Source organism: Nonomuraea sp. NPDC050783, assembly GCF_040802095.1.
Lineage (GTDB): Bacteria > Actinomycetota > Actinomycetes > Streptosporangiales > Streptosporangiaceae > Nonomuraea.
Genome location: NZ_JBFAHK010000009.1, coordinates 280,301 through 301,677, shown reverse-complemented (window position 1 = coordinate 301,677; position 21,377 = coordinate 280,301). Strand labels below are relative to the sequence as shown.

Here is a 21,377-nt window from a genome sequence, read left to right as displayed (position 1 = left end):
ACGGGTAACGGCCTGACCTGCAGGGGGTCAGCGGCGACGCGAAGGGTCGAGTCGATCATGACGAGTACGGAGCGGGGCGGAGCCATGCCTGGCGGCGGGCCCGGTCAAGGAGCCGGGCACGGGATCGGGCACGGGGCCGGGCACGGGGTCGGGCGGCGCGAGGCGCTGAGGGTGGCCGGGGTGGCCGGGGTCGCGGTGTGCGGACTGGCGCTGGCAGGCTGCGGCACGGGCGGCGCCCAGGCGCGGCCCAACCTCAAGGGGAAGGTCATCGCCAACACCGCCGACGTGCCGGTCGGCGGCGGCAAGCTCATCAACGACCTCAAGGTCGTGGTGACCCAGCCCTCCCAGGGCGTCTTCAAGGCCTTCAGCGCGGCCTGCACCCACAAGGGCTGCACCGTCGGCACGCCCAAGGACAACGTCATCAGGTGCGCCTGCCACGGCAGCGAGTTCGCCGCCGACAACGGCGCCGCCACCAAGGGGCCGGCCACCGCGCCGCTCACCGCCATCCAGGTCAAGGTCGAGGGCGACGGCATCGTGGTCGCCTGAAACGCGTACCCGGGCGGGTAATTCTACGTGGTCACCGGGATCGGGCCCAGGCACTCTGAACCGGCGCGAGGGCGCGAGCCGTACCTGTAGGAGAACCAACCTGGGAGGACGCACCATGACGGATACGACGCGCCGGATGATGATGCTCGGTGCCGGAGGCGCCGGGCTCACGGCGTTCCTGACGGCGTGCGCGAGCTATGGCACGCCGACGACCGACGCGAACGCGGCGCCCGCGGACGAGCCGGCCGATGAGGAGACGTCGGCGGCGCCCAAGAAGAAGTCCTCGGCCAAGGGCAAGGCGCTGGCCGACGCTTCCGACATCGAGGTGGGCGGCGGCAAGGTCTTCGCGGCGCAGAAGGTCGTGGTCACGCAGCCGACCGAGGGCGACTTCAAGGCGTTCACGGCGGTCTGCACCCATGCGGGGTGCACGGTGGCCACCGTCCAGAACAAGACGATCAACTGCCCGTGCCACGGCAGCAAGTTCAGCATCGAGGACGGCTCGGTGGCCGACGGGCCCGCGCCCGAGCCGCTCAAGGAGAAGAAGATCACGGTGGACGGCGGCAAGATCCGCCTCGCCTAGCGGTCGCCTTGGTGAGTGGTCAGGGGGCCGTCTCTCATGCTCGTTTCATGAATTTCTCACCTGACTGCGGTTGGGTGATCGCATGGGAGATGACCTTCGTAGCCGACGGGCAGTGATAGCGGGCGTCGGCGCAGGTGGCCTCACGCTGGCCCTCGCGGCCTGTGGCGGTGGCACCGACACGTCGACCGGCGGCACCACGGCCGAGCCGGCGGCACCTCAGTCCAGCGCCGGCGAGTCCAGCGCGCCGCAGGCCGGCGGCGCCCTGGCCAAGACGGCCGACATCCCCGTGGGGGGCGGCACGGTCTTCAAGGATCAGAAGATCGTGGTCGTGCAGCCCACGCAGGGGGAGTTCAAGGCGTTCAGCGCGGTCTGCACGCACAAGGGATGCCTGGTCGGCAGCGTCGACGGCGGCACCATCGTGTGTCCGTGCCACAACAGCAAGTTCAACATCACCGACGGGGCGGTGGCGGGCGGCCCCGCCCAGAAGCCGCTGCCGGAGCAGGCGATCAAGGTGGACGGCGACCAGATCACGCTGGCCTGACCGCCGGGCGGAACGACGGACACGGGCCCGCTCCGGCGCGGAGGCGGGCCCGCGTCCGCGCGTCCCCCGCCGGTCGGCGCGGGCCGAGTCTGTCGGTGCGGGCCGTTAGGCTTCACCCGTGGCGAGATCTGCGGGAAGTCCTCTGAGTTTCCGGCCGAAGCCGGGTTCGATCCCCGAGTCCCCGGGGGTCTACCGGTTCAGGGACGCGCACGGCCGGGTGATCTACGTCGGCAAGGCCAAGAACCTGCGGCAGCGGCTCAACTCGTACTTCGCCGACTTCTCCGCGCTGCACCCGCGCACCCAGTCGATGCTGACCACCGCCGCCGACGTCGACTGGACCGTCGTCGGCACCGAGGTCGAGGCGCTGCAGCTCGAATACTCCTGGATCAAGGAGTACGACCCCCGCTTCAACGTCAAGTACCGCGACGACAAGTCCTACCCCTACCTCGCGGTCACCATGGGCGAGGACTTCCCGCGCGTGCAGGTCATGCGCGGCGCCAAGCGCAAGGGCACGCGCTACTTCGGCCCCTACTCGCACGCCTGGGCCATCCGGGAGACCGTCGACCTGCTGCTGCGCGTCTTCCCTGTACGCACGTGCAGCGCCGGGGTGTTCAAGCGGGCCGGCCAGATCGGCCGCCCCTGCCTGCTCGGCTACATCGACAAGTGCTCGGCGCCGTGCGTCGGCCGGGTCACCCCGCAGGAGCACCACGCGCTGGCGGAGGACTTCTGCGACTTCATGGCCGGCAACACCAGCCGCTTCATCAAGCGGCTGGAGAAGGAGATGCGCGAGGCCGCCGCCGAGCAGGAGTACGAGCGCGCCGCCCGGCTCAGGGACGACGTCCAGGCCCTGCAGCGGGCGCTGGAGAAGCAGGCGGTCGTGCTCGGCGAGGGCACCGACGCCGACGTCATCGCCCTGGCCGAGGATCCCCTGGAGGCCGCGGTCATGGTCTTCTACGTGCGCGGCGGGCGCATCCGCGGCCAGCGCGGATGGGTGATCGACAAGGTCGAGGAGAGCGCGCCGGGCGAGCTGGTGGAGCAGTTCCTGCTGCAGATGTACGCGGAGGCGAGCGCCGAGTCGATGCCCCGCGAAGTGCTCGTCCCCGCCCTGCCGCCCGACAACGAGGCGGTCGCCGAGCTGCTGAGCGAGCAGCGCCGGGCCCGGGTCGAGGTCCGCGTGCCGCAGCGCGGCGACAAGCGCACGCTCATGGAGACCGTCGAGCGCAACGCCAAGGAGGCGCTGGCCCAGCACAAGATCCGCCGCGCCGGCGACCTGACCACGCGCAGCAAGGCGCTTCAGGAGATCGCCGACGCGCTCGACCTCGACCAGGCGCCGCTGCGCATCGAGTGCTACGACGTCTCCCACCTGCAGGGCGAGAACGTGGTGGCGTCCATGGTGGTCTTCGAGGACGGGCTGGCGCGCAAGAGCGAATACCGGCGCTTCGCCGTCAGGACCAAGGAGGGCGACGTCGCCTCGATCCACGAGGTGATCCTCCGCCGCTTCCGCCGCTACCTCCAGGAACGCTCCGACACCGGCGAGCTGGTCCCCGAGGAGCGCGAGGCCGAGGACGACTCCGGCGCCCACGGCCCCATCGACCCCGAGACGGGCCGGCCGCGCAAGTTCGCCTACCCGCCCAACCTGGTCGTGGTCGACGGCGCCGGGCCCCAGGCGGCCGCCGCCCAGCGGGCGCTCGACGAGCTCGGCATCGACGACGTGGCGGTGTGCGGGCTGGCCAAGCGGCTGGAGGAGGTGTGGCTGCCGGGTGACGACCAGCCGGTGATCATGCCCCGGTCGAGCGAGGGGCTCTACCTGCTGCAACGCGTCCGGGATGAGGCACACCGGTTCGCCATCACCTATCACCGGACGAAGCGGTCGAAGTCGGTGAAGGAGAGCGCGCTCGACAGCGTTCCCGGGCTGGGGCCGGCGCGGAGGCAGGCGCTGCTCAAGCACTTCGGGTCGGTGAAGAAGCTGCGCGAGGCGAGCGTGTCCGAGATCTGCCAGGTGCCGGGCATCGGGCGGGGCACCGCCGAGGTCATCGTGGCGACCCTGCAGGGCACGCCCCTCCTGGACTCGGCGCCCCAGGATTCGGCGCTCCAGGATTCGCCGCTCCAGGATTCGGGGTCCCAGGGTTCGCCGCTTGAGGGTCCGATGCCTGAGAGTCCGAGGTCGCTGTCACGGGGCCCGAGGTCGCAGGACTCCGCGCCGGGGGACGCGGCTGCGGGGGATGCGGCTGTGGGGGATGCGGTGCCGGGGCATGTGATACCGGGCGATGAGGGGCCGGAAGGCGGGATCTCCGGTGGGGCGGCCCCGGCCGGGATGAATCCGGCCGGGAGGGCGCCGGCCGGCCCTGCGGCCGAGGGGGCGGCGGCAGACGCCGGAGCCACGGAGGAGGCCGGAGCGTGAAAGGGCGACGGCGGACCGCCGCGCCGGGCGGGGTTGTGTCGGGCCGAGTCGCGCCGGACGCAGTTGTGTCGGGCCGAGTCGCGCCGGGTGGAGTTGTGTCGGGCCGAGTCGCGCCGGGTGGAGTTGTGCCGGATGGAGTCGCGCCGGGTGGAGTTGTGTCGGGTGGAGTTGTGTCGGGCGGGGTGGTGTTGGCTGGGGTTGTATCGGCGGTGGTCGGGGTTGTGTCGCGCGGCGCGGACGCTGCCGTCCGCTATGGTGGATGGCGTGTCGCGATGACCGGGCCGGGCGTGCCGGACGGCCGCTGTGCGGGGAGCGCCCGGATCGCTGGGCCGGCGGGCAGCGCCGGCCGGGAAGGGCGTTGACATGGACAGCCGTGAGGGCAGTGCCGGTGACCGGGCTGACGGGCGGAAAGAGGAGATGAACACCGGGCCGGCGTTCGTCATCGTGACCGGCATGTCCGGGGCGGGCCGCAGCACCGCGGCCAAGGCCCTGGAGGATCTGGGCTGGTTCGTCATCGACAACCTGCCGCCCGGGCTGCTGTTCGCGATGGCCGAGGAGGCGGGCAAGGTCAAGCTGGCCGCCGACAAGGTGGCGGCCGTGGTGGACGTACGCAGCCTGGCCTTCACCACCGACCTCAATGCCGCCATCGAGGAGCTGGAGGGCCGCGGGGTCCGGGTGCGTGTGGTGTTCCTGGAGGCCAGCGACGAGGAGCTGGTGCGCCGGTTCGAGAACGTCCGCAGGCCCCACCCGTTGCAGGGCGAGGGGCGGCTGGTCGACGGCATCACCCGCGAGCGGGGCATCCTGCGCGAGGTGCGGGCCAACGCCGACCTGGTGATCGACACCTCCGCGCACAACGTCCACGATCTGCGTAACAAGATCGTCGCGTACTTCGGCGGGGAGGACCGGCCGGGGCTGCGGCTCAACGTGGTGTCCTTCGGCTTCAAGTACGGGCTGCCGGTGGACGCCGACCTCGTCGTGGACTGCCGGTTCCTGCCCAACCCGCACTGGGTGCCCGAGCTGCGGCCCATGAACGGGCTGGACGCGCCCGTCAGCGACTACGTGCTGGGGCAGCCGGGAGCCAAGGAGTTCCTCGACGCGTACGAGGAGGTCCTGCAGGTGGTCGCCGCCGGGTACGCGCGCGAGGGCAAGAGCTACGCCACGCTCGCCGTGGGCTGCACGGGCGGCAAGCACCGCAGCGTGGCCATGGCCGAACAGGTCGCCGCCCGCCTGCGCGACCGCGGGGTGGAGGTACAAGTGAGCCACCGGGATGTGGGGCGGGAGTGACCGATGACGGCTTCGCGGCGACGGCCCCACCGGCTCCGGCGGACGCGCGAACGGATACTGCCGCCGTCCGGAGGGACCCGGCGGGATCGGCGGGCGCCCCTGGCGGCCTGACGGGCGAGCGGACAGAGCGGGCGGAGGGTGATGTCCTCGGCCGTTCGCCCGGGGACGGCGGTGGGCCTCCGGTGGTGGCGCTCGGGGGTGGGCACGGGCTGTTCGCGTCCCTGTCCGCCTTACGGATGGTCACCGACCGATTGACCGCGGTGGTGACCGTCGCCGACGACGGCGGCTCCAGCGGGCGGCTGCGTCGTGAGCTGGGCGTGCTGCCGCCCGGCGACCTGCGCATGGCCCTGGCGGCGCTCTGCGGCGACGACGAGTGGGGCAGCACCTGGAGCGAGGTGGTGCAGCACCGCTTCCGCAGCGAGGGCGAGCTGCACGGGCACGCCGTCGGCAACCTGCTGATCGTGGCGCTGTGGGAGCTGCTGGGCGACCCGGTGGCCGGGCTCGACTGGGTCGGGCGGCTGCTGGGCGCGCACGGCCGGGTGCTGCCGATGGCCTCGGTACCGCTCGACATCGTGGCCGAGGTGGAGCTCGACGGCGTCCGCTCGACCGTGCGCGGCCAGGTGGCGTGCGCGCTGACGCCCGGCCGCGTCCAGGCCATCTCCCTGGTGCCCGAGGACCCGCCCGCCCGGCCCGAGGCCGTGACGGCGGTGCTGGAGGCCGACTGGGTGGTGTTCGGGCCGGGGTCGTGGTTCACCAGCGTGCTGCCGCACCTCAAGGTGCCCGAGCTGGCCAGGGCCCTGCACAGCACCCGGGCCAGGCGGCTGGTCACGCTCAACCTGGCCCCGCAGGCCGGCGAGACCGACGACTTCTCCCCCCAGCAGCATCTGGAGGTGCTCCGGCAGCACGCGCCGGACCTGTCGATCGACGTCGTCCTCGCCGACACCGGCGTGGTCGATGACCCCGACGCCCTGGAGAAGGCCGCCGCCGCGCTCGGCGCGCGGCTGGTCATGGCGGACGTGGCGGCCGGTGACGGCTCGCCCAGGCACGACCCACGACGTCTTGCCTCCGTCCTGGACGAGATTTTCCTCCAGAAGCGTTGATCCTGGTCGGCGTGGCGCGAAGGTGCGAGAGACTGGCGTAGCCGGTCTGAATGGGGGAGAGGACTAACGCTTATGGCGATGACAGGTGTGGTGAAAGACGAACTGAGCCGCCTGCCGGTGCTGAAGCCGTGCTGCCGCAAGGCCGAGGTCTCCACGCTGCTGCGGTTCGCCAGCGGCCTGCACCTGGTGGGCGGACGGATCGTGATCGAGGCGGAGCTCGACACCAACGCCACCGCGCGGCGCCTGATCAAGGACATCGGCGAGGTGTTCGGCCACAAGGCGGAGGTGCTCGTGCTCGCCCCCGCCGGCCTGCGCAAGGGCTCGCGCTACGTGGTGCGGGTCTATCGCGACGGGGAGGCGCTGGCCCGCCAGACGGGCCTGATCGACAACCACGGCCGTCCGGTGCGCGGCCTGCCGCGCCAGGTGGTGGCGGGGGCCGCGTGCGACGCCGAGGCGGCCTGGCGGGGCGCGTTCCTGGCGCACGGCTCGCTCACCGAGCCCGGACGGTCGATGTCGCTGGAGGTCACCTGCCCGGGGCCGGAGGCGGCGCTCGCGCTGGTGGGCTCGGCCCGGCGGCTGAAGATCCACGCCAAGGCGCGCGAGGTGCGCGGCGTGGACCGGGTCGTGGTGCGCGACGGCGACGCCATCAGCGCGCTGCTGACCCGCCTCGGGGCGCACGACAGCGTGCTGGCCTGGGAGGAGCGGCGGATGCGCCGCGAGGTACGGGCCACCGCCAACCGGCTGGCCAACTTCGACGACGCCAACCTGCGGCGTTCCGCCCGGGCCGCGGTGGCGGCGGGGGCGCGGGTGCAGCGGGCGCTGGAGATCCTCGGGGACGAGGCGCCGGACCACCTCGTGGTGGCCGGGCGGCTGCGGGTGGAGCACAAGCAGGCGTCCCTGGAGGAGCTGGGGCAGATCGCCGATCCGCCGCTGACCAAGGACGCGATCGCGGGGCGTATCCGGCGGCTGCTGGCCATGGCCGACAAGCGGGCGTCCGATCTGGGGATCCCCAACACCGAGGCCAACCTCACCGTCGACATGCTGGCCCCTTAGGGCGTTTCGTCCCTTCAGCGGGGATCGCCGGGTGGGATGCGCGGGCCGGTGCCCGTCATACGGTGGGACGGACCTGGTGGGCCCGTGCGCGCGTGCCGGCGTCCACGGCCGGCGGCGTGCCCTGTCGCTCGGTCGGTTGCTTCGCGACATCCGGCTGTTCGGCATCGCTCGGTCGGTTGCTTCGCCGCATCCGGCTGTTGGTATCGCTCGGTCGGTTGCTTCGCGGCATGCGGCTGTTCGGCGTTGGGCCACAGGGTCCTGAGCCGGGGAGGGCCGGGATCGCGGCCGGCCGGGACCGGGGAGGCCGCCGCGGACGAGGGGAGACGCGGGTCCCCTCGGTGCGATGGGGTGCGGGTCAGCCGCGGGCCGGCTTGCGGGGGGTGAAGAGGTCGGTGGTGGGCTGGTCCGGTGTGGGCTGGGCGGGCTCGAAGGGGGCGCGGTACTCCGGCTCCCGCCCGTCGGGCTCCTCGCCGTCGCCGGCGGGGCGGCGGTCGGCGCGGCGCAGGCGCAGCACGCGCAGGGTGACCAGCAGGAGCGCGGCCAGGGCGGCCACGCCGATGTACGTCCAGACCGGCCACGACTCCGACAGCCGTGCGCCGTAGCGGCCGAGCCCGCCGGACAGGCCGCCGAGGAAGTTGGCCAGGGTGACGTCGGCCACGCCGAGCGGCACGCCCGGGCGGCGGGCCAGCGCGCCCTCCATCACGGAGGAGCCGACGATCTGCCCGGCCATCACCGCGCCCCCGGCGTACAGCGCGGCCACGACGGGCAGCACCGCGCCGCGCGGCCGCGCCGCGCCGACGGCCAGGGCGATCACCACGGCGATCACCAGGGACAGGCCCGCCGACAGCGGGTGGCCGTTGCCGAACGTCCTGACGGCGGCGGGCAGGTGGTTCTGGAACAGCACGGCCGCCCCCAGCCCGGCCGCGCAGACGAGCGCCGCCACCAGACCTGCGACCAGCCCGATGAGCGGTTTGGACCGGTTGTGTGACATCTCAGCCCCCAGAGAATGCACGAATTTACTCCGATGAGTCGGGCACTTTACTCGAACACCACAAATTGCGCTTACGGAACGGGCATGCGCAGGGCGGGGGCCGCAGTGGTCTAAACCAATTTGGGTCCGATAAGGTTCGTGGTTGAGGTTTCAGCCGCCATCTGTTCGAGGAGATCGCGTGAGCATCCGCGTAGGCGTCAACGGCTTCGGCCGCATCGGCCGCAACTTCTGGCGCGCTGTCGCCGCCAGCGGCAAGGACATCGAGATCGTCGCGGTCAACGACCTGACCGACAACGCGACGCTCGCTCACCTTCTGAAGTACGACAGCATCCTGGGCCGCCTGCCCTACGAGGTGAAGGCCAGCAGCGACGAGATCACGGTAGACGGCAAGGCGATCAAGGTCTTCGAGGAGCGCGACCCGGCCAAGCTGCCCTGGGGCGACCTCGGCGTGGACGTCGTGCTGGAGTCCACCGGCCTGTTCACCGACGCCGCCAAGGCCAAGGTGCACGCCGACAACGGCGCGAAGAAGGTCATCATCTCCGCCCCGGCGAAGAACGAGGACGTCACGGTCGTCATGGGCGTCAACGACTCCTCCTACGACCCCGCCAAGCACACGATCATCTCCAACGCGTCCTGCACCACCAACTGCCTGGCGCCCATGGCCAAGGTCATCCACGACTCCTTCACCATCGAGAAGGGTCTGATGACCACCATCCACGCCTACACGCAGGACCAGAACCTGCAGGACGGCCCGCACAAGGACCTGCGCCGCGCCCGCGCCGCCGCCCTCAACGTGGTGCCCACCTCCACCGGCGCCGCCAAGGCCATCGGCCTGGTCCTGCCGGAGCTGAAGGGCAAGCTCGACGGCTTCGCGATGCGCGTGCCGATCCCCACCGGCTCGGCCACCGACCTCACCGTCGACGTCAGCCGCGAGGTCTCGGTGGAGGAGGTCAACGCCGCGGTCAAGGCCGCCGCCGAGGGCCCGCTCAAGGGCATCATCAGCTACACCGAGGACCCGATCGTCTCCTCCGACATCGTCACCGACCCGGCCTCCTGCATCTTCGACGCCGGCCTCACCAAGGTCATCGGCAACCAGGTCAAGGTCGTCGGCTGGTACGACAACGAGTGGGGCTACTCCAACCGCCTCGCCGACCTGATCGAGCTGGTCGGCCGCGGCCTCTGACGTTCCGGAGGCACCCCGCGGGGCCGGGGGGCCGAGGCCACGACGAGGCCGTGACGAGGCCATGACCACGTGCCGGGGCGCGCGCCGGGCGCGCCCCGGGAGAACAGGAGCAGGAGCATGCGCACGCTCGACGATCTCGACGTGAAGGGGCGGCGCGTGCTGGTGCGCGCCGACCTCAACGTCCCCCTCGACGGGGAGACGATCACCGACGACGGCCGCATCCGCGCGTCGGTGCCGACGATCAAGGCACTGGTGGAGCAGGGCGCCAGGGTCGTCGTCTGCGCCCATCTGGGCAGGCCCAAGGGCCAGGTCAACCCGAAGTACTCGCTGCGGCCGGTGGCGGCCCGCCTGGGCGAGCTGCTGGGCCAGGACGTCGCCTTCGCCACCGACGTGGTGGGCGACAGCGCCCGCGCGACCGTCGAGGCGCTCCAGGACGGCCAGGTCGCCCTGCTGGAGAACTTGCGCTACGAGCCGGGCGAGGAGTCCAAGGACGACGCCGCGCGTGGCGCGTTCGCCGAGAAGCTGGCCGGCCTGGCCGAGCTCTACGTCGGCGACGGGTTCGGCGCGGTGCACCGCAAGCACGCCAGCGTCTACGACGTGCCCAGGATCCTGCCGCACGCGGCGGGCGGGCTGGTCGTCGCCGAGGTCGAGGTGCTGAAGAAGCTGACCGAGGAGCCCGAGCGCCCCTACGTGGTGGTGCTGGGCGGCGCCAAGGTCTCCGACAAGCTGGGCGTCATCGCCAACCTGCTGACCAAGGTCGACCGGCTGCTGATCGGCGGCGGCATGGCCTACACCTTCCTCAAGGCGCAGGGCCACGAGGTGGGCGGGTCGCTGCTGCAGGAGGACCAGCTCGACCAGGTGCGCGGCTTCCTCGACCAGGCCGCCGAGCGCGGCGTGGAGCTCGTGCTGCCGGTCGACGTGCTGGCCGCCACCGAGTTCGCCGCCGACGCCGAGCACGAGGCCGTGGAGGCCACCGCGATCCCGGCCGACCGCGAGGGGCTCGACATCGGGCCGAGGACCCGCGAGCTGTTCGCCGCCAAGCTGGCCGACGCCAGGACGGTCTTCTGGAACGGCCCGATGGGCGTGTTCGAGTTCGACGCGTTCTCCGGCGGCACCAGGGCCGTGGCCGAGGCGCTCATCGCCTCCGACGCCTTCACCGTGGTCGGCGGCGGCGACTCCGCGGCCGCCGTGCGCAAGCTCGGCCTGCCCGAGGACGGTTTCTCGCACATCTCCACCGGTGGCGGGGCCAGCCTCGAATACCTTGAGGGCAAGACCCTTCCCGGACTCGCCGCTCTGGAGGCGTAGGTGTCGCAGCGCAAGCCGCTCATCGCCGGCAACTGGAAGATGAACCTCAACCACCTGGAGGCCATCGCACTGGTCCAGAAGCTGGCCTTCGCTCTCAACGACAAGGACTTCGACAAGGTCGAGGTCGCCGTCCTGCCGCCCTTCACCGACCTGCGCAGCGTCCAGACGCTCGTGGACGGCGACAAGCTCAGGATCGTCTACGGCGCCCAGGACCTGTCCCCGTACGACGGCGGCGCCTACACCGGCGAGGTGTCGGGCCCGATGCTGGCCAAGCTGAGCTGCACGTACGTGGTCGTCGGCCACTCCGAGCGGCGGCAGTACCACGGCGAGGACGACGACCTGGTCAACGCCAAGGTCCAGGCGGCCTACCGGCACTCGCTGACGCCGATCCTGTGCGTGGGCGAGGGGCTGCCGGTGCGTCAAGAGGGCGGCCACATCGCGCACAGTCTCGGCCAGCTCGACGGGGCCCTGCGCAAGATCTCGGCCGAGCAGGCAAAATCGATAGTGGTGGCCTACGAGCCGGTGTGGGCGATCGGCACCGGCGAGGTGGCCACCCCCGAGGACGCCCAGGAGGTCTGCGGGGCGCTGCGGGTCAGACTCGCGGAGCTCTACGACGCCGATGTGGCCTCGTCGGTCCGTATCCTTTACGGTGGCTCGGTCAAGTCAGGCAACATCGCGGGGATCATGGCGCAACCGGACGTGGACGGCGCCCTCGTGGGAGGCGCCAGCATCGACGCCGGAGAGTTCGCCAAGATCTGCCGATTCTCCGAATTGCCTGGCTAACTGAGTCGTTCGGGGGGTGCGACTTGACAGCAGGTCGTACCCTCAGAAGGCAAGTTTGAATCGTCACGCGTAACAGAGCACTGAAGGAACAGGCATACCGTGATACTCGGAATCTCCATCGCCCTCATCCTGGCGAGCCTTCTCATGATCCTGCTCGTCCTGCTCCACAAGGGCAAGGGTGGTGGCCTGTCTGACATGTTCGGCGGCGGTTTCTCGTCGAACTTCGGTGGTTCCTCTGTGGTGGAGCGCAACCTCGATCGGCTGACCGTCATCACGGGCGCGATCTGGTTCATCTGCATCATCGCTCTCGGCCTGCTCATGCGGCCCTGAGCAACAAGTAAACGCGTGACAGTGATTCTCCCCCCGTGTTCGCGCGCGGGGCGATCGAGCGAGGAGTTCATCCGTGGGTAGTGGCAACGCGATCCGTGGCAGCCGAGTCGGCGCCGGCCCTATGGGGGAGGCCGAGCGCGGCGAGGCAGCTCCGAGAGTGCGGGTCTCGTTCTGGTGCGCCAACATGCACGAGACGCGCCCCAGTTTCGCCAGTGACGCGGCGGTTCCTGAGCTGTGGGACTGCCCTCGTTGCGGCCTCCCTGCCGGACAGGACGAGTCGAACCCCCCTGCCCCGCCGAGGAACGAGCCGTACAAGACGCACCTCGCGTACGTGAAGGAGCGCAGGAGCGACAAGGACGGCAAGGCGATCCTGGAGGAAGCACTGGAGCGCCTGCGCGCCAACAAGTCCCCCTGGTAGGCACGGCGTCAGGACCCCCGCTCCGGCGGGGGTCCTTCGCATCTCAGGGCGTGCGGCGCTACTCGTGGACGGCCTGCCCGTCCACGAACGTCATCCGCGCCCGGGTCGTCCAGATCTCCTCGGGCGGCAGCGCGAACGGGTCGCGGTCCAGCACCACCAGGTCGGCCGGGCGGCCCGGCTCGATCGCGCCCGCGGGGGAGCGGTTGATCCAGGCCGACCCGGAGGTGTAGGCGGCCATCGCCGTCGCCAGGTCGATCCGCTGCCCGGGCAGGAACGGGGTCCGCGCCGTGGGGTAGCCGGCGTGCACCGAGCCGCCGGGCTCGGTGCGGTTCACCGCCACGTGCATGCCCTGGAGGGGGTCGGCGCTGGAGACCGGCCAGTCGCTGCCCGCGCAGAAGCGGGTGCCGTGGTCGAGCAGGTCCTTAAAGGGGTACTGCCACGACGAGCGGGGCTCGCCCAGGTAGGGCAGGGTCAGCTCGTCCATCTGGGCGTGGTGGGTGGCCCACAGCGGCTGGATGTTGGCCGTGACGCCGAGCGCGGCGAAGCGCGGCACGTCGGACGGCTCGATGATCTGCAGGTGGGCGATGTGGTGGCGGTTGGCCGGGTCGGTGCCCTCGAAGCTGTCCAGGGCCTCGCGCACGGCGCGCTCGCCGATGGCGTGGAAGTGCACCTGGAAGCCGAGGCGGTCCAGCTCGGCGACGTACTCCTTGAGCTTCGCGGGCTCCACGTACGACAGGCCCGTGCCGCCGCACAGGCAGTACGGCTCCAGCGTCGCGGCGGTGAAGTTCTCCGTGATGCCGTCCTGCATGATCTTGACCGTGCCGGCCCGGAACCGGTCCAGGCCCTCCGCCGAGGCGCGCCGCGCGACCAGGTCCTCGATCTGCTCCGCGCCGCGGGTCCTGTCCCACCACAGGGCGCCCGTCACGCGGGCCCTGAGGCGTCCCTGGCGGGCCGCGGACAGGTAGGTGGGCAGTTGGTCGTCGGAGCCGGCGTACGAGCCCACGATGGCGTCCTGCCAGCCCGTGATGCCCAGCGAGAACAGGTGGCGCTGCGCGTCCTCCAGCGCCGCCGCCAGGTCCTGCGGGGTGGGGCGGGGGGTGAGCAGGCCGACGAGGTCCATCGCGCCCTCGTGCAGGACGCCGGACGGGGTGCCGTCGGGGTCGCGCTCGATGCGGCCGTCGGCCGGGTCGGGGGTGTCGCGGGTGATGCCGGCGCGCTCCAGGGCGCGGGTGCTGACCCAGGCGGCGTGGTGGTCGCGCTGGATCAGGTAGACCGGGCGGTCGAGGTGGTCGAGCAGGGAGCGGTGGGGGAGGCCGCCGGGGAAGGCGGACATGTCCCAGCCGCCGCCGTCGATCCACTCCTTGTCCGGGTTCCCGGCGGCGTAGGCGTTGATCTCGGCGAGGTAGGCGTCCTGGCCGTAGACCTCGGACAGGTCGCACTTCGCGCGCTCCAGGCCCGCCTGGACCGGATGCATGTGGGCGTCGGTGAACCCCGGCGTCAGCAGGCCGCCGTCCAGGTCGACCGTCTCGTGGGACGGCGCCCGGCGGGCCAGCTCCCCCTCCGGGCCCACGGCGGCGATCACCCCGCCGTCCACCAGCACGGCCGCCTCCCGGACGCCGTCCGGCGTGAAGACGCGGCCGCCGCGGAAGAGGATGGTCATCTGATCTCCTTGTCGTGTGCTGCGGATGCCCGGTCTCCCCGGGTGCCCGGGTTCCTGCCGGGTGCCCGGTTCCGTCCCGGACGCTCAGTGCCCGGTGATGAGGTCGGCGAAGCGGGCCAGGGCCGAGGTGCGGCGCATCGTGCGCTCGCGGTGGTCGGCCACCCGGTACAGGCGGTACATGGCGTGCACGCCCAGCCAGCGCAGCGGCTCCGGCTCCCACGCGCGCACCTCGCGGCCCACCCACGGCAGCGACGTCAGCTCCGTCTCCTCGCCGAGGACGAGGTCGCGCAGCGTGCGGCCGGCCAGGTTCGTCGTGGTGACGCCGTGGCCGGTGTAGCCGCCCGCCCAGCCCAGGCCGGTGGACGGGTCCACGTGGACGGTGGAGCACCAGTCGCGCGGCACCCCCAGCACGCCGGACCAGGCGTGGGCGACCGACGAGGAGCGGGCGGCAGGGAAGAACTCGGTCAGCAGGCTCCACAGCGCCTCGACCGTCCACTCGTGGGTGTGGCCGCGGGCGTCGATGCGGGAGCCGTACAGGTAGGGGCGGCCCCGGCCGCCGAAGGCGATGCGGTCGTCGGCGGTGCGCTGGGCGTACATGTAGTAGTGGGCCATGTCGCCGAGCAGCTCGGCGCCGCTCCAGCCGACCTCGTCCCAGAACGACGGGGGCAGGGGTTCGGTGACGATCATGGAGCTGTTCATCGGCAGCCACTGGCGGCGCAGGCCGCGCAGGCGCGCGGTGAAGCCCTCCGTGGCGCGGATGACGTGGCCGGCGGTCACGGTGCCGTACGGGGTGACCGCGCGGTGCGGGACGATCTCGGTGACCGGCGTGCGCTCGAAGACGCTCACGCCGAGGTCGCGGACGACCCTGGCCAGGCCCTGGGCCAGTTTGGCGGGCTGGATGCGGGCGCAGTGCGGGCTCCAGGATCCCGCCAGCGCGCCGGCGACCCGCAGGTGGTCGTCCGGGTTCACCAGGCGCAGGTCCTCCTCGCCGATGCCCCAGGGGCGGGCGGACTCGACCGTCTCGCGCAGGCGGGCGGCCTGGGCGGGGGTGCGGGCCACGTTCAGCACGCCGCCCTTGACCAGGTCGCAGTCGATGCCCTCCTTGTCGCAGACGGCGATGACCTCGTCGATGGAGTGGTACATCTCGCGTTGCAGGCGGCGCGCGCCCTCGCCGTAGCGCTCGTGCGAGCCGGCCAGGTCGCCGGTCAGCCAGCCGCCGTTGCGGCCGGAGGCGCCGAAGCCGGCGAACTCCTGCTCCAGGACGACGACGCGGAGGGACGGGCGGGCGCGCTTGAGGTAGTACGCGGTCCACAGGCCCGTGTAGCCGGCGCCGACGATGGCCACGTCGGCGTCCAGGTCGCCGTCGAGCCGGGGGCCGGGGGTGGGCAGGCCCAGAGACCGGTACCAGAAGGACACGTCGCCGTTCACGAACTCGGACGACAAAGGAACACGCACGCTCATGCCCCCGTATCCTGCTATATCCGGACACTGCGCCGCATCTCACGACGAAATTCGTGATCGATCCTCTACGGGGCGTCGCCGCTCGGCTGCGCGGACGTCAACACCTGGCAATATCCGGATATATAGGATCATTCCGCGATGAAACACGTCGTTAGCGGGGGTGTAACAGCCGGCAGGCATGCTGAAGGCATGGGATTCCTGCGCATCCGCACCACGGTGGACGAGCGGCCCGGGCGGCTGGCCTCCCTCGCCTCGGCCCTGGCCGACAGGGGCGGCAACATCCTCGGCCTGAGCGTCCAGTCCGACACCGACGGCACCGTAGACGAGTTCGTCGCCGACATCCCGGCCGGCCCGGAGACCGTGCGAGCGGCCCTGGAGTCGGCCGGGGGCCGCCAGGTCAGGGTGGTGCCCGCCACCGCCCACGAGCTGACCGACGAGCCCACCCGCGCGCTCCTGCTGGCCTCCCGGCTGCGGGCGACGCCGTGGCGGCTGCCCGAGCTGCTGGCCGAGCTGCTGCGCGCCGACGACGCCCGGTGGATCTATGGTGAAGTCGTGAGTGATCTTCCCGACCCGACCCTGCTCGTCGTGCCCGTCGCCGCCAGGCGGGCGGTCCGGCTGCGCCGCGCCGAGCTGCCGTTCACGCTGACCGAGGCGGCCAGGGCCGCCGCCTTCGCCCGGCTCGCCCAGCCGGCCACGGACCCGGGGGGCACCGAGCGCGCGGTCAAGCTCGGCGACGGCACCGAGGTCACGGTCCGCCCGCTCACCTCCATCTACCGCGAGGCCGTCCGCGACCTGCACGACAGGTGCTCGCCGGAGTCGCGCAGGTTCCGCTACTTCACCTCGATGCCCGCGCTGCCGGCCCGCGTGTTCGACCGGCTGTGCGACAGGAGCAAAGGGTACTCGCTGGTGGCCGGGCACGACGGGCAGGTGGTGGCGATGGCCAACCTCATGTTCACCCCCGACCCCGGCACCGCCGAGATGGCCTTCCTCGTCGAGGACCGCTGGCAGGGGCGCGGTCTGGGCAAGGTCCTGGCCAGGATGCTGGTGCGCGCGGCCCGCGATCTCGGGTACGCCGAGGTCAGGGCCACCATGTTGTCCGACAACGTACGGATGTGCGGCCTGCTGGTCTCACTGGGCGCCGCGCCCGGCTACACCGAGGACCCCGGCGTGATGGAGGCCCGGCTGCCGGTCGGCGCCCTGAGCACGGTGTGACGGCGGGTGTGAGGGCGGGTGTGACGGCCCGGGGAGGGGGCTAGCCGACGCCCTTCTCGTCGTCCCTGGAGTCCTCGGCGATCGGCTCCCCGGTGGGCGGCTCCCCGGTGGGCGGCTCCTCGGCGCCGGGCGGGTGGATGCCCAGGTGGCGCTCGATGCGCTCCAGGCTCTCCTGGATCTGGACGAGCCGCTCGTTGAGGGTGCCGGCTCCGGCGAAGATCATCTCCGGGGGGCGCTCCCTGGGGCCCCGGCCGACGCGTTCGAGCAGGTGCTGGCGTAGGTCGGGCAGGTTCGCGCCGGCGTACACGAGCGCCTGGGCGGCCAGCCCCTCGCCCTCCCTGATCACCCCGAGCAGGATGTGCTCGGTGCCGATGTAGTTGTGGCGCAGTTGCAGCGCCTCGCGCAGCGACAGCTCCAGGACCTTCTTCGCGCGGGGCGTGAACGGGATGTGCCCGCTCGGCGGCTTGCCGTCGTGCCCCGTCTCGCGCTCGACGAAGGCCCGTACGTGGTCCAGCTCCACCCCGCAGCCGCCCAGGACCAGGGCGGCCAGGCCCTCGCCCTCCGCGAGGAGGCCGAGCAGGATGTGTTCGGTGCCGATGTAGCCGTGGCTCATCATCCGCGCCTCCTCCTGCGCGAGGACGACGACCCTGCGTGCTCGGTCGGTGAATCGTTCGAACACCGGAAGCCTCCGTTCGGCTGGGGCTGCCTCCACTATGCGCTAGAAACGCCGCAATGTGGGGTATTTGTCCCCTGTGGATCTTGACAGGGTGGCCGACCGCCTCTACGGACTCACGCCGCCGGAGTTCACCGCCGCGCGGGCGGCCGAGGCCCGCGCGGCCAGGGACGCGGGTGACGTACGCCTCTCGCGGGAGATCGCGAAGCTGCGCAGGCCCACCGTGTCGGCCTGGGCCGTGAACCGGGCCGCCCGCGAGCACCCGGCCGAGGTGGCCGAGCTGCTGGAGGTGGGGGAGCGGCTGCGTGCCGCCTGGCCGGAGCGGGACCCCGGCACCCTGGCCGAGCTGGCCCGCCGCCGCGGCGAGGCCGCCGGGCGGCTGCTCCGGCTCATCCGGCAGGAGAGCGCGTTGTCGGCCGCGGCCGCCGCCGAGGTGGAGCAGACCCTGGACGCGGCCGTCGTGGACGCCGGCGCGGCCGGGCAGGTGCGCCGGGGCCGGCTGGCCAGGCCGCTGGCCTACAGCGGCTTCGCGCCCGCCCCGGTCCCGCGCGTCGGGCCGGCGGCCGGGAAGCAGGGCGGGGCGGCGGCCGGGAAGCAGGGCGGGCCGGCGGCGGGGAAGCGGGGCGGGGCGGCCGGGAAGCGGGGCGCGGGTGAGGACGAGGCCGCCGCGGCGCGCGCCCGCGAGGAGGCCGCGGCCAGGAAGGCCAGGGAGCGGGCCGAGGCGGAGGCCGCGCACCGGGAGTGGCGCGAGGCGCTGGAGGCGGCCCAGCGGGACTTCGACGAGCGCGCCGCCGAGGCCGAGCGGCTGGAGCGGGCACTGGCCGAGGCACGCGACCGGCTCGGCGACAGCAGGAGCCGCCTGGAGGTGACCCGACGGGAGGAACGGCGCGCCCGGCGACGACTGGAACGCCTGTGACCCACCGCCCGGCCTTTCGGCGGCGGGTAGGTCGGTGGTGGGCTGGGCAATGGCGGGACGGCTCTGATTCGCCGTCCGGTGTTTCGGCGGTGGGTGGGTCGGTGGTGGGTTGGGCGATGGCGGGACGGCTCTGATTCGCCGTCCGGTGTTTCGGCGGCGGGTAGGTCGGTGGTGGGCTGGGCAATGGCGGGACGGCTCTGATTCGCCGCCCGGCGTTCCGGCGGTGGGTGGATCGGCGGTGGGTCCGGAGTGGGGGTGATGCGGTGGGGAGGGTTCTGGGCGGTGGGTGAGGTGGTGGGTTATGGTGTACGAAACGGTTTCGTACACCTGGAGCGACGATGACCTCGTGGACCCCCGACTCCATGCCCGACCTCACCGGCACGACCGCCGTCGTGACCGGCGCCAACAGCGGCATCGGCCTGCCTACGGCGCTCGAACTGGCCAGGCACGGCGCCCGCGTCGTGCTCGCCGCCCGCTCGCCCGAACGGGGCGGCGAGGCGGTCGCGGGCATCCTGCGGCAGGTCCCCGGGGCCCGGGTCGAGTACCGCCGGCTCGACCTGGCCGACCTGTCGTCGGTCCGGGAGTTCGCCGCCGCCACCGACGCCGTGGACCTGCTGGTCAACAACGCCGGCATCGGCATGATCGCCCGCCAGGAGACCAGGGACGGGTTCGAGATGCAGTTCGGCGTCAACCACCTCGGGCACTTCGCGCTCACCGGCCTGCTGCTGCCGAAGCTGCTGGCCGCCCCCGCGCCGCGCGTGGTCACCGTCTCCAGCGACGCCCACTCCGTCGGCCGCCTCGACTTCACCGACCTGGGGCTGGAGCGCGGGTACGGCCGCTTCAGCGCGTACGGGCGTTCCAAGCTGGCCAACCTGCTCTTCGCCCTGGAGCTGCAGCGGCGCGCCGAGCGGGCCGGTACGGGCCTGCTCTCCGTCGCCACCCACCCCGGCACCACCGCCACCAACATCATCAAGCTCGGCCCGCTGCAGTTCCTCCTGGGCGTGTTCCTGAAGGGCGCGGCGGCCGGCGCGCGGCCCTCCCTGTACGCCGCCACCGCGCCGGGGATCCGCGGCGGCGAGTTCGTCGGCCCGCGGCTCAAGCTGCTCACCCCGTCGAGGACGGCCAGGTCGGAGCAGGTCGCGCGGCGGCTGTGGCAGGTGTCCACCGAGCTGACCGGCGTACGATTCAAGGAGTTCGACTAGCAGAAGGACGTGTACGTGGCTCCCCTCGACCCCGAGCGCGACAAGGCCATCCTCGACGCCACGATGGAGCTGCTCTCCGAGGTCGGCTACGACCGCATGTCGGTCGACCAGATCGCGCGGCGGGCCAGGGCCAGCAAGGCCACCATCTACCGGCGCTGGGCGGGCAAGCCGGAGCTGGTGGTCGACGTCATCTGCCGCCGCTTCGACATGGACGCCCCGCCCGGCGAGGACACCGGCTCGCTCCGCGGCGACCTGGCCTCGATCTTCCGGGGGCTGTGCGGGACGGTGGAGCGCAAGCACACCCTCGTCATCGGGCTGTCCTCGACGCTGGTGTCCCACCAGGAGCTGGCGCGGACGCTGCGCGCCCACATGCCGGCCAAGGACCTGAGCCAGGTCGGGGCGCTGGTCGAGCGGGCGGTGCGGCGGGGCGAGCTGGCGGCGGCGGTGGATCCGGCGCGGCTGTTCGGGGTGGCCGAGGCCCTGGTGTGGCACCGCATGATCTTCACCGGGCCGCGGTTCGGCGAGGAGTTCGTCGAGGAGTCCGTGGACGGGGTGCTGCTGCCGCTGGCCCGCGCCTGGGCAGCGGCCTGACGCCGGGAAACCTTACATTATTCCGTCAGATTGCCCCGCCAAACCTATCGATCCGCCGGGAAGCGCCCTTAAGGTCGTCGCCATGACGACCATGACGACCCCCGACCTGGAGACGTTCATCGCCGCGCTCCCCAAGGTCGAGCTGCACGTGCACCTGGTCGGCTCCGCCTCGGTGCCCACCGTCCTGGAACTGGCCCGCCGCCACCCGGACGGGACCGAGGTCCCCCGTACGGAGGAGGAGCTGCGCCGCTTCTACACCTTCCGCGACTTCCCCCACTTCGCCCGCGTCTACACGGCCGTCAACGCCCTGGTCCGCGAGCCCGAGGACGTGGCCACGCTCGTCCTCGGCCTGGCCCGCGACCTCGCCCCCCAAGGCGCCAGGTACGTCGAGCTGCAGGTCACCCCGTACGCCCACCACGTCGTCGGCATGCCGATGCGCGAGGTCACCGAGGCCCTCGACCTGGCCGCCCGCCGCTCGGCCGCCGAGCACGGCGTGGAGATGGCCTACATCTTCGACATCCCCGGCGAGCACGGCGAGGAGGCCGCCAGGATCACCCTCGAGCACGCCCTCCAGGAACCTCCCGCCGCGCTGGTAGGTTTCGGCATCGGCGGCATCGAGCAGGAGCGCCCGAAGTACCGCGACGCCTACCGCGCCGCGTTCGCCGCCGCCCGCGCGGCGGGCCTGCACAGCGTGCCGCACGGGGGCGAGATGAGCGGCCCGGAGACGATCTGGGAGGTCATCGAGGGCTATGGCGCCGAGCGCATCGGCCACGGCATCAGCTGCCTGGCCGACTCCCGCCTGGTCGCCCACCTGCGCGAGACCCAGCTCCCCCTGGACGTCTGCCCCACCTCCAACCTCCGCACCGGCCAGATCGCCCGCCTGGCGGACCACCCGCTGCCGCGGATGCTGGAGGAGGGCCTGTACGTCACGCTGAACAGCGACGACCCGCCGATGTTCGCCACTACCCTGGCCGACGAGTACCGCGTCGCGGCCGAGGTCCTCGGCCTCGACCGCGCGGGGCTGGCCGCGCTGGCGGCCAACGGGGTGCGGGCGTCGTACCTGCCGGAGCCCCGCAAGCAGGCCCTGCTCGCCGAGATCGACGAGCTGACGGCCGGAAGCTGACGGCTGGAAGCTGACGGGGCTCCG

At 72.3% G+C, this 21,377-nt stretch carries 19 protein-coding genes and 2 pseudogenes; 17 read left to right on the top strand and 4 right to left on the bottom strand.

The window, feature by feature from the left end:
* The first annotated feature begins 57 nt into the window (after nucleotides 1–57).
* From AB0H75_RS25800 to whiA, 7 genes and pseudogenes are all read left to right on the top strand, one after another.
* The gene (locus tag AB0H75_RS25800) at nucleotides 58–546 is read left to right on the top strand and encodes a Rieske (2Fe-2S) protein (protein WP_367800217.1); all 489 of its coding nucleotides are present in this window, start codon (nucleotides 58–60) and stop codon (nucleotides 544–546) included.
* A 115-nt stretch (nucleotides 547–661) separates the two neighbouring features.
* Nucleotides 662–1,126, top strand: coding sequence for a Rieske (2Fe-2S) protein (locus AB0H75_RS25795; RefSeq protein WP_367800215.1), 465 nt, complete (start codon nucleotides 662–664; stop codon nucleotides 1,124–1,126).
* 112 nt (nucleotides 1,127–1,238) lie between these two features.
* Nucleotides 1,239–1,667 carry a Rieske (2Fe-2S) protein gene (locus tag AB0H75_RS25790; protein ID WP_367800213.1) on the top strand — a complete coding sequence of 143 codons (429 nt, stop codon included), beginning with the start codon at nucleotides 1,239–1,241 and terminating at the stop codon, nucleotides 1,665–1,667.
* A 142-nt stretch (nucleotides 1,668–1,809) separates the two neighbouring features.
* Nucleotides 1,810–3,720, top strand: a pseudogene (gene uvrC, locus AB0H75_RS25785) (excinuclease ABC subunit UvrC); the annotation flags it as partial.
* A gap of 765 nt (nucleotides 3,721–4,485) precedes the next feature.
* Nucleotides 4,486–5,352 (top strand): RNase adapter RapZ, encoded by an 867-nt coding sequence (gene rapZ / locus AB0H75_RS25780; RefSeq protein ID WP_367800211.1) that lies wholly within the window; start codon nucleotides 4,486–4,488, stop codon nucleotides 5,350–5,352.
* Nucleotides 5,353–5,534: 182 nt separating this feature from the next.
* Entirely contained in the window at nucleotides 5,535–6,452 is a 918-nt protein-coding gene (gene yvcK, locus AB0H75_RS25775) for a uridine diphosphate-N-acetylglucosamine-binding protein YvcK (RefSeq protein WP_367800209.1), read from the top strand.
* Between the two features lie 72 nt (nucleotides 6,453–6,524).
* Complete coding sequence (whiA, locus tag AB0H75_RS25770) at nucleotides 6,525–7,505, top strand: DNA-binding protein WhiA (protein WP_138670245.1); 981 nt, start codon at nucleotides 6,525–6,527, stop codon at nucleotides 7,503–7,505.
* 355 nt (nucleotides 7,506–7,860) lie between these two features.
* Here whiA and AB0H75_RS25765 read toward each other — a convergent pair whose 3' ends face one another.
* Nucleotides 7,861–8,496, bottom strand: a complete 636-nt coding sequence (locus tag AB0H75_RS25765) for a hypothetical protein (RefSeq protein WP_367800207.1) — start codon at nucleotides 8,494–8,496, stop codon at nucleotides 7,861–7,863.
* Nucleotides 8,497–8,674: 178 nt separating this feature from the next.
* Between AB0H75_RS25765 and gap the strand changes: the two genes are divergently transcribed.
* From gap to AB0H75_RS25740, 5 genes are all read left to right on the top strand, one after another.
* Nucleotides 8,675–9,679: a type I glyceraldehyde-3-phosphate dehydrogenase gene (gap, locus tag AB0H75_RS25760; RefSeq protein WP_367800205.1), complete on the top strand. Its 1,005-nt coding sequence runs from the start codon at nucleotides 8,675–8,677 to the stop codon at nucleotides 9,677–9,679.
* A 117-nt stretch (nucleotides 9,680–9,796) separates the two neighbouring features.
* Nucleotides 9,797–10,984: a phosphoglycerate kinase gene (gene pgk / locus AB0H75_RS25755; protein WP_367800203.1), complete on the top strand. Its 1,188-nt coding sequence runs from the start codon at nucleotides 9,797–9,799 to the stop codon at nucleotides 10,982–10,984.
* Nucleotides 10,985–11,767 (top strand): triose-phosphate isomerase, encoded by a 783-nt coding sequence (gene tpiA / locus AB0H75_RS25750; RefSeq protein WP_367800201.1) that lies wholly within the window; start codon nucleotides 10,985–10,987, stop codon nucleotides 11,765–11,767.
* Between the two features lie 99 nt (nucleotides 11,768–11,866).
* Nucleotides 11,867–12,097 carry a preprotein translocase subunit SecG gene (gene secG / locus AB0H75_RS25745; protein ID WP_367800200.1) on the top strand — a complete coding sequence of 77 codons (231 nt, stop codon included), beginning with the start codon at nucleotides 11,867–11,869 and terminating at the stop codon, nucleotides 12,095–12,097.
* A 73-nt stretch (nucleotides 12,098–12,170) separates the two neighbouring features.
* Nucleotides 12,171–12,515 carry an RNA polymerase-binding protein RbpA gene (locus AB0H75_RS25740; RefSeq protein ID WP_084685755.1) on the top strand — a complete coding sequence of 115 codons (345 nt, stop codon included), beginning with the start codon at nucleotides 12,171–12,173 and terminating at the stop codon, nucleotides 12,513–12,515.
* A 58-nt stretch (nucleotides 12,516–12,573) separates the two neighbouring features.
* On the opposite strand, the gene AB0H75_RS25735 is transcribed toward AB0H75_RS25740, so the two are convergent.
* Nucleotides 12,574–14,175, bottom strand: a complete 1,602-nt coding sequence (locus AB0H75_RS25735; RefSeq protein ID WP_367800198.1) for an amidohydrolase — start codon at nucleotides 14,173–14,175, stop codon at nucleotides 12,574–12,576.
* 84 nt (nucleotides 14,176–14,259) lie between these two features.
* Nucleotides 14,260–15,636 carry an NAD(P)/FAD-dependent oxidoreductase gene (locus AB0H75_RS25730; RefSeq protein WP_367800196.1) on the bottom strand — a complete coding sequence of 459 codons (1,377 nt, stop codon included), beginning with the start codon at nucleotides 15,634–15,636 and terminating at the stop codon, nucleotides 14,260–14,262.
* 189 nt (nucleotides 15,637–15,825) lie between these two features.
* Here AB0H75_RS25730 and AB0H75_RS25725 point away from each other — a divergent pair, with 189 nt between their 5' ends.
* Nucleotides 15,826–16,848 carry a GNAT family N-acetyltransferase gene (locus AB0H75_RS25725; RefSeq protein ID WP_367800195.1) on the top strand — a complete coding sequence of 341 codons (1,023 nt, stop codon included), beginning with the start codon at nucleotides 15,826–15,828 and terminating at the stop codon, nucleotides 16,846–16,848.
* Between the two features lie 259 nt (nucleotides 16,849–17,107).
* Here the strand turns inward: AB0H75_RS25725 and AB0H75_RS25720 are convergent.
* Nucleotides 17,108–17,527 (bottom strand): annotated as a pseudogene (locus AB0H75_RS25720) (Clp protease N-terminal domain-containing protein); the annotation flags it as partial.
* A 73-nt stretch (nucleotides 17,528–17,600) separates the two neighbouring features.
* Between AB0H75_RS25720 and AB0H75_RS25715 the strand changes: the two are divergent.
* The 4 genes from AB0H75_RS25715 (at nucleotide 17,601) to add (ending at nucleotide 21,353) form a co-directional block, all read left to right on the top strand.
* Nucleotides 17,601–18,437 carry a hypothetical protein gene (locus AB0H75_RS25715; protein WP_367800193.1) on the top strand — a complete coding sequence of 279 codons (837 nt, stop codon included), beginning with the start codon at nucleotides 17,601–17,603 and terminating at the stop codon, nucleotides 18,435–18,437.
* Between the two features lie 338 nt (nucleotides 18,438–18,775).
* A complete protein-coding gene (locus AB0H75_RS25710; RefSeq protein ID WP_367800191.1) occupies nucleotides 18,776–19,639 on the top strand; it encodes an oxidoreductase in 864 nt (287 codons plus the stop codon).
* A gap of 15 nt (nucleotides 19,640–19,654) precedes the next feature.
* Nucleotides 19,655–20,230 carry a TetR/AcrR family transcriptional regulator gene (locus AB0H75_RS25705; protein ID WP_367800190.1) on the top strand — a complete coding sequence of 192 codons (576 nt, stop codon included), beginning with the start codon at nucleotides 19,655–19,657 and terminating at the stop codon, nucleotides 20,228–20,230.
* A gap of 82 nt (nucleotides 20,231–20,312) precedes the next feature.
* Entirely contained in the window at nucleotides 20,313–21,353 is a 1,041-nt protein-coding gene (gene add / locus AB0H75_RS25700; protein ID WP_367800188.1) for an adenosine deaminase, read from the top strand.
* The last annotated feature ends 24 nt before the right edge of the window (nucleotides 21,354–21,377 follow it).

Excerpts from the sequence above, each read along its gene's own strand:
- AB0H75_RS25725 (WP_367800195.1), top strand. The coding sequence starts at position 15,826 with ATGGGATTCCTGCGCATCCGCACCACGGTGGACGAGCGGCCCGGGCGG.
- AB0H75_RS25800 (WP_367800217.1), top strand. The coding sequence starts at position 58 with ATGACGAGTACGGAGCGGGGCGGAGCCATGCCTGGCGGCGGGCCCGGT.
- AB0H75_RS25735 (WP_367800198.1), bottom strand. The coding sequence starts at position 14,175 with ATGACCATCCTCTTCCGCGGCGGCCGCGTCTTCACGCCGGACGGCGTC.
- add (WP_367800188.1), top strand. The coding sequence starts at position 20,313 with ATGACGACCATGACGACCCCCGACCTGGAGACGTTCATCGCCGCGCTC.
- pgk (WP_367800203.1), top strand. The coding sequence starts at position 9,797 with ATGCGCACGCTCGACGATCTCGACGTGAAGGGGCGGCGCGTGCTGGTG.
- rapZ (WP_367800211.1), top strand. The coding sequence starts at position 4,486 with ATGAACACCGGGCCGGCGTTCGTCATCGTGACCGGCATGTCCGGGGCG.
- AB0H75_RS25795 (WP_367800215.1), top strand. The coding sequence starts at position 662 with ATGACGGATACGACGCGCCGGATGATGATGCTCGGTGCCGGAGGCGCC.
- AB0H75_RS25765 (WP_367800207.1), bottom strand. The coding sequence starts at position 8,496 with ATGTCACACAACCGGTCCAAACCGCTCATCGGGCTGGTCGCAGGTCTG.
- whiA (WP_138670245.1), top strand. The coding sequence starts at position 6,525 with ATGGCGATGACAGGTGTGGTGAAAGACGAACTGAGCCGCCTGCCGGTG.
- AB0H75_RS25730 (WP_367800196.1), bottom strand. The coding sequence starts at position 15,636 with ATGAGCGTGCGTGTTCCTTTGTCGTCCGAGTTCGTGAACGGCGACGTG.
- AB0H75_RS25710 (WP_367800191.1), top strand. The coding sequence starts at position 18,776 with ATGACCTCGTGGACCCCCGACTCCATGCCCGACCTCACCGGCACGACC.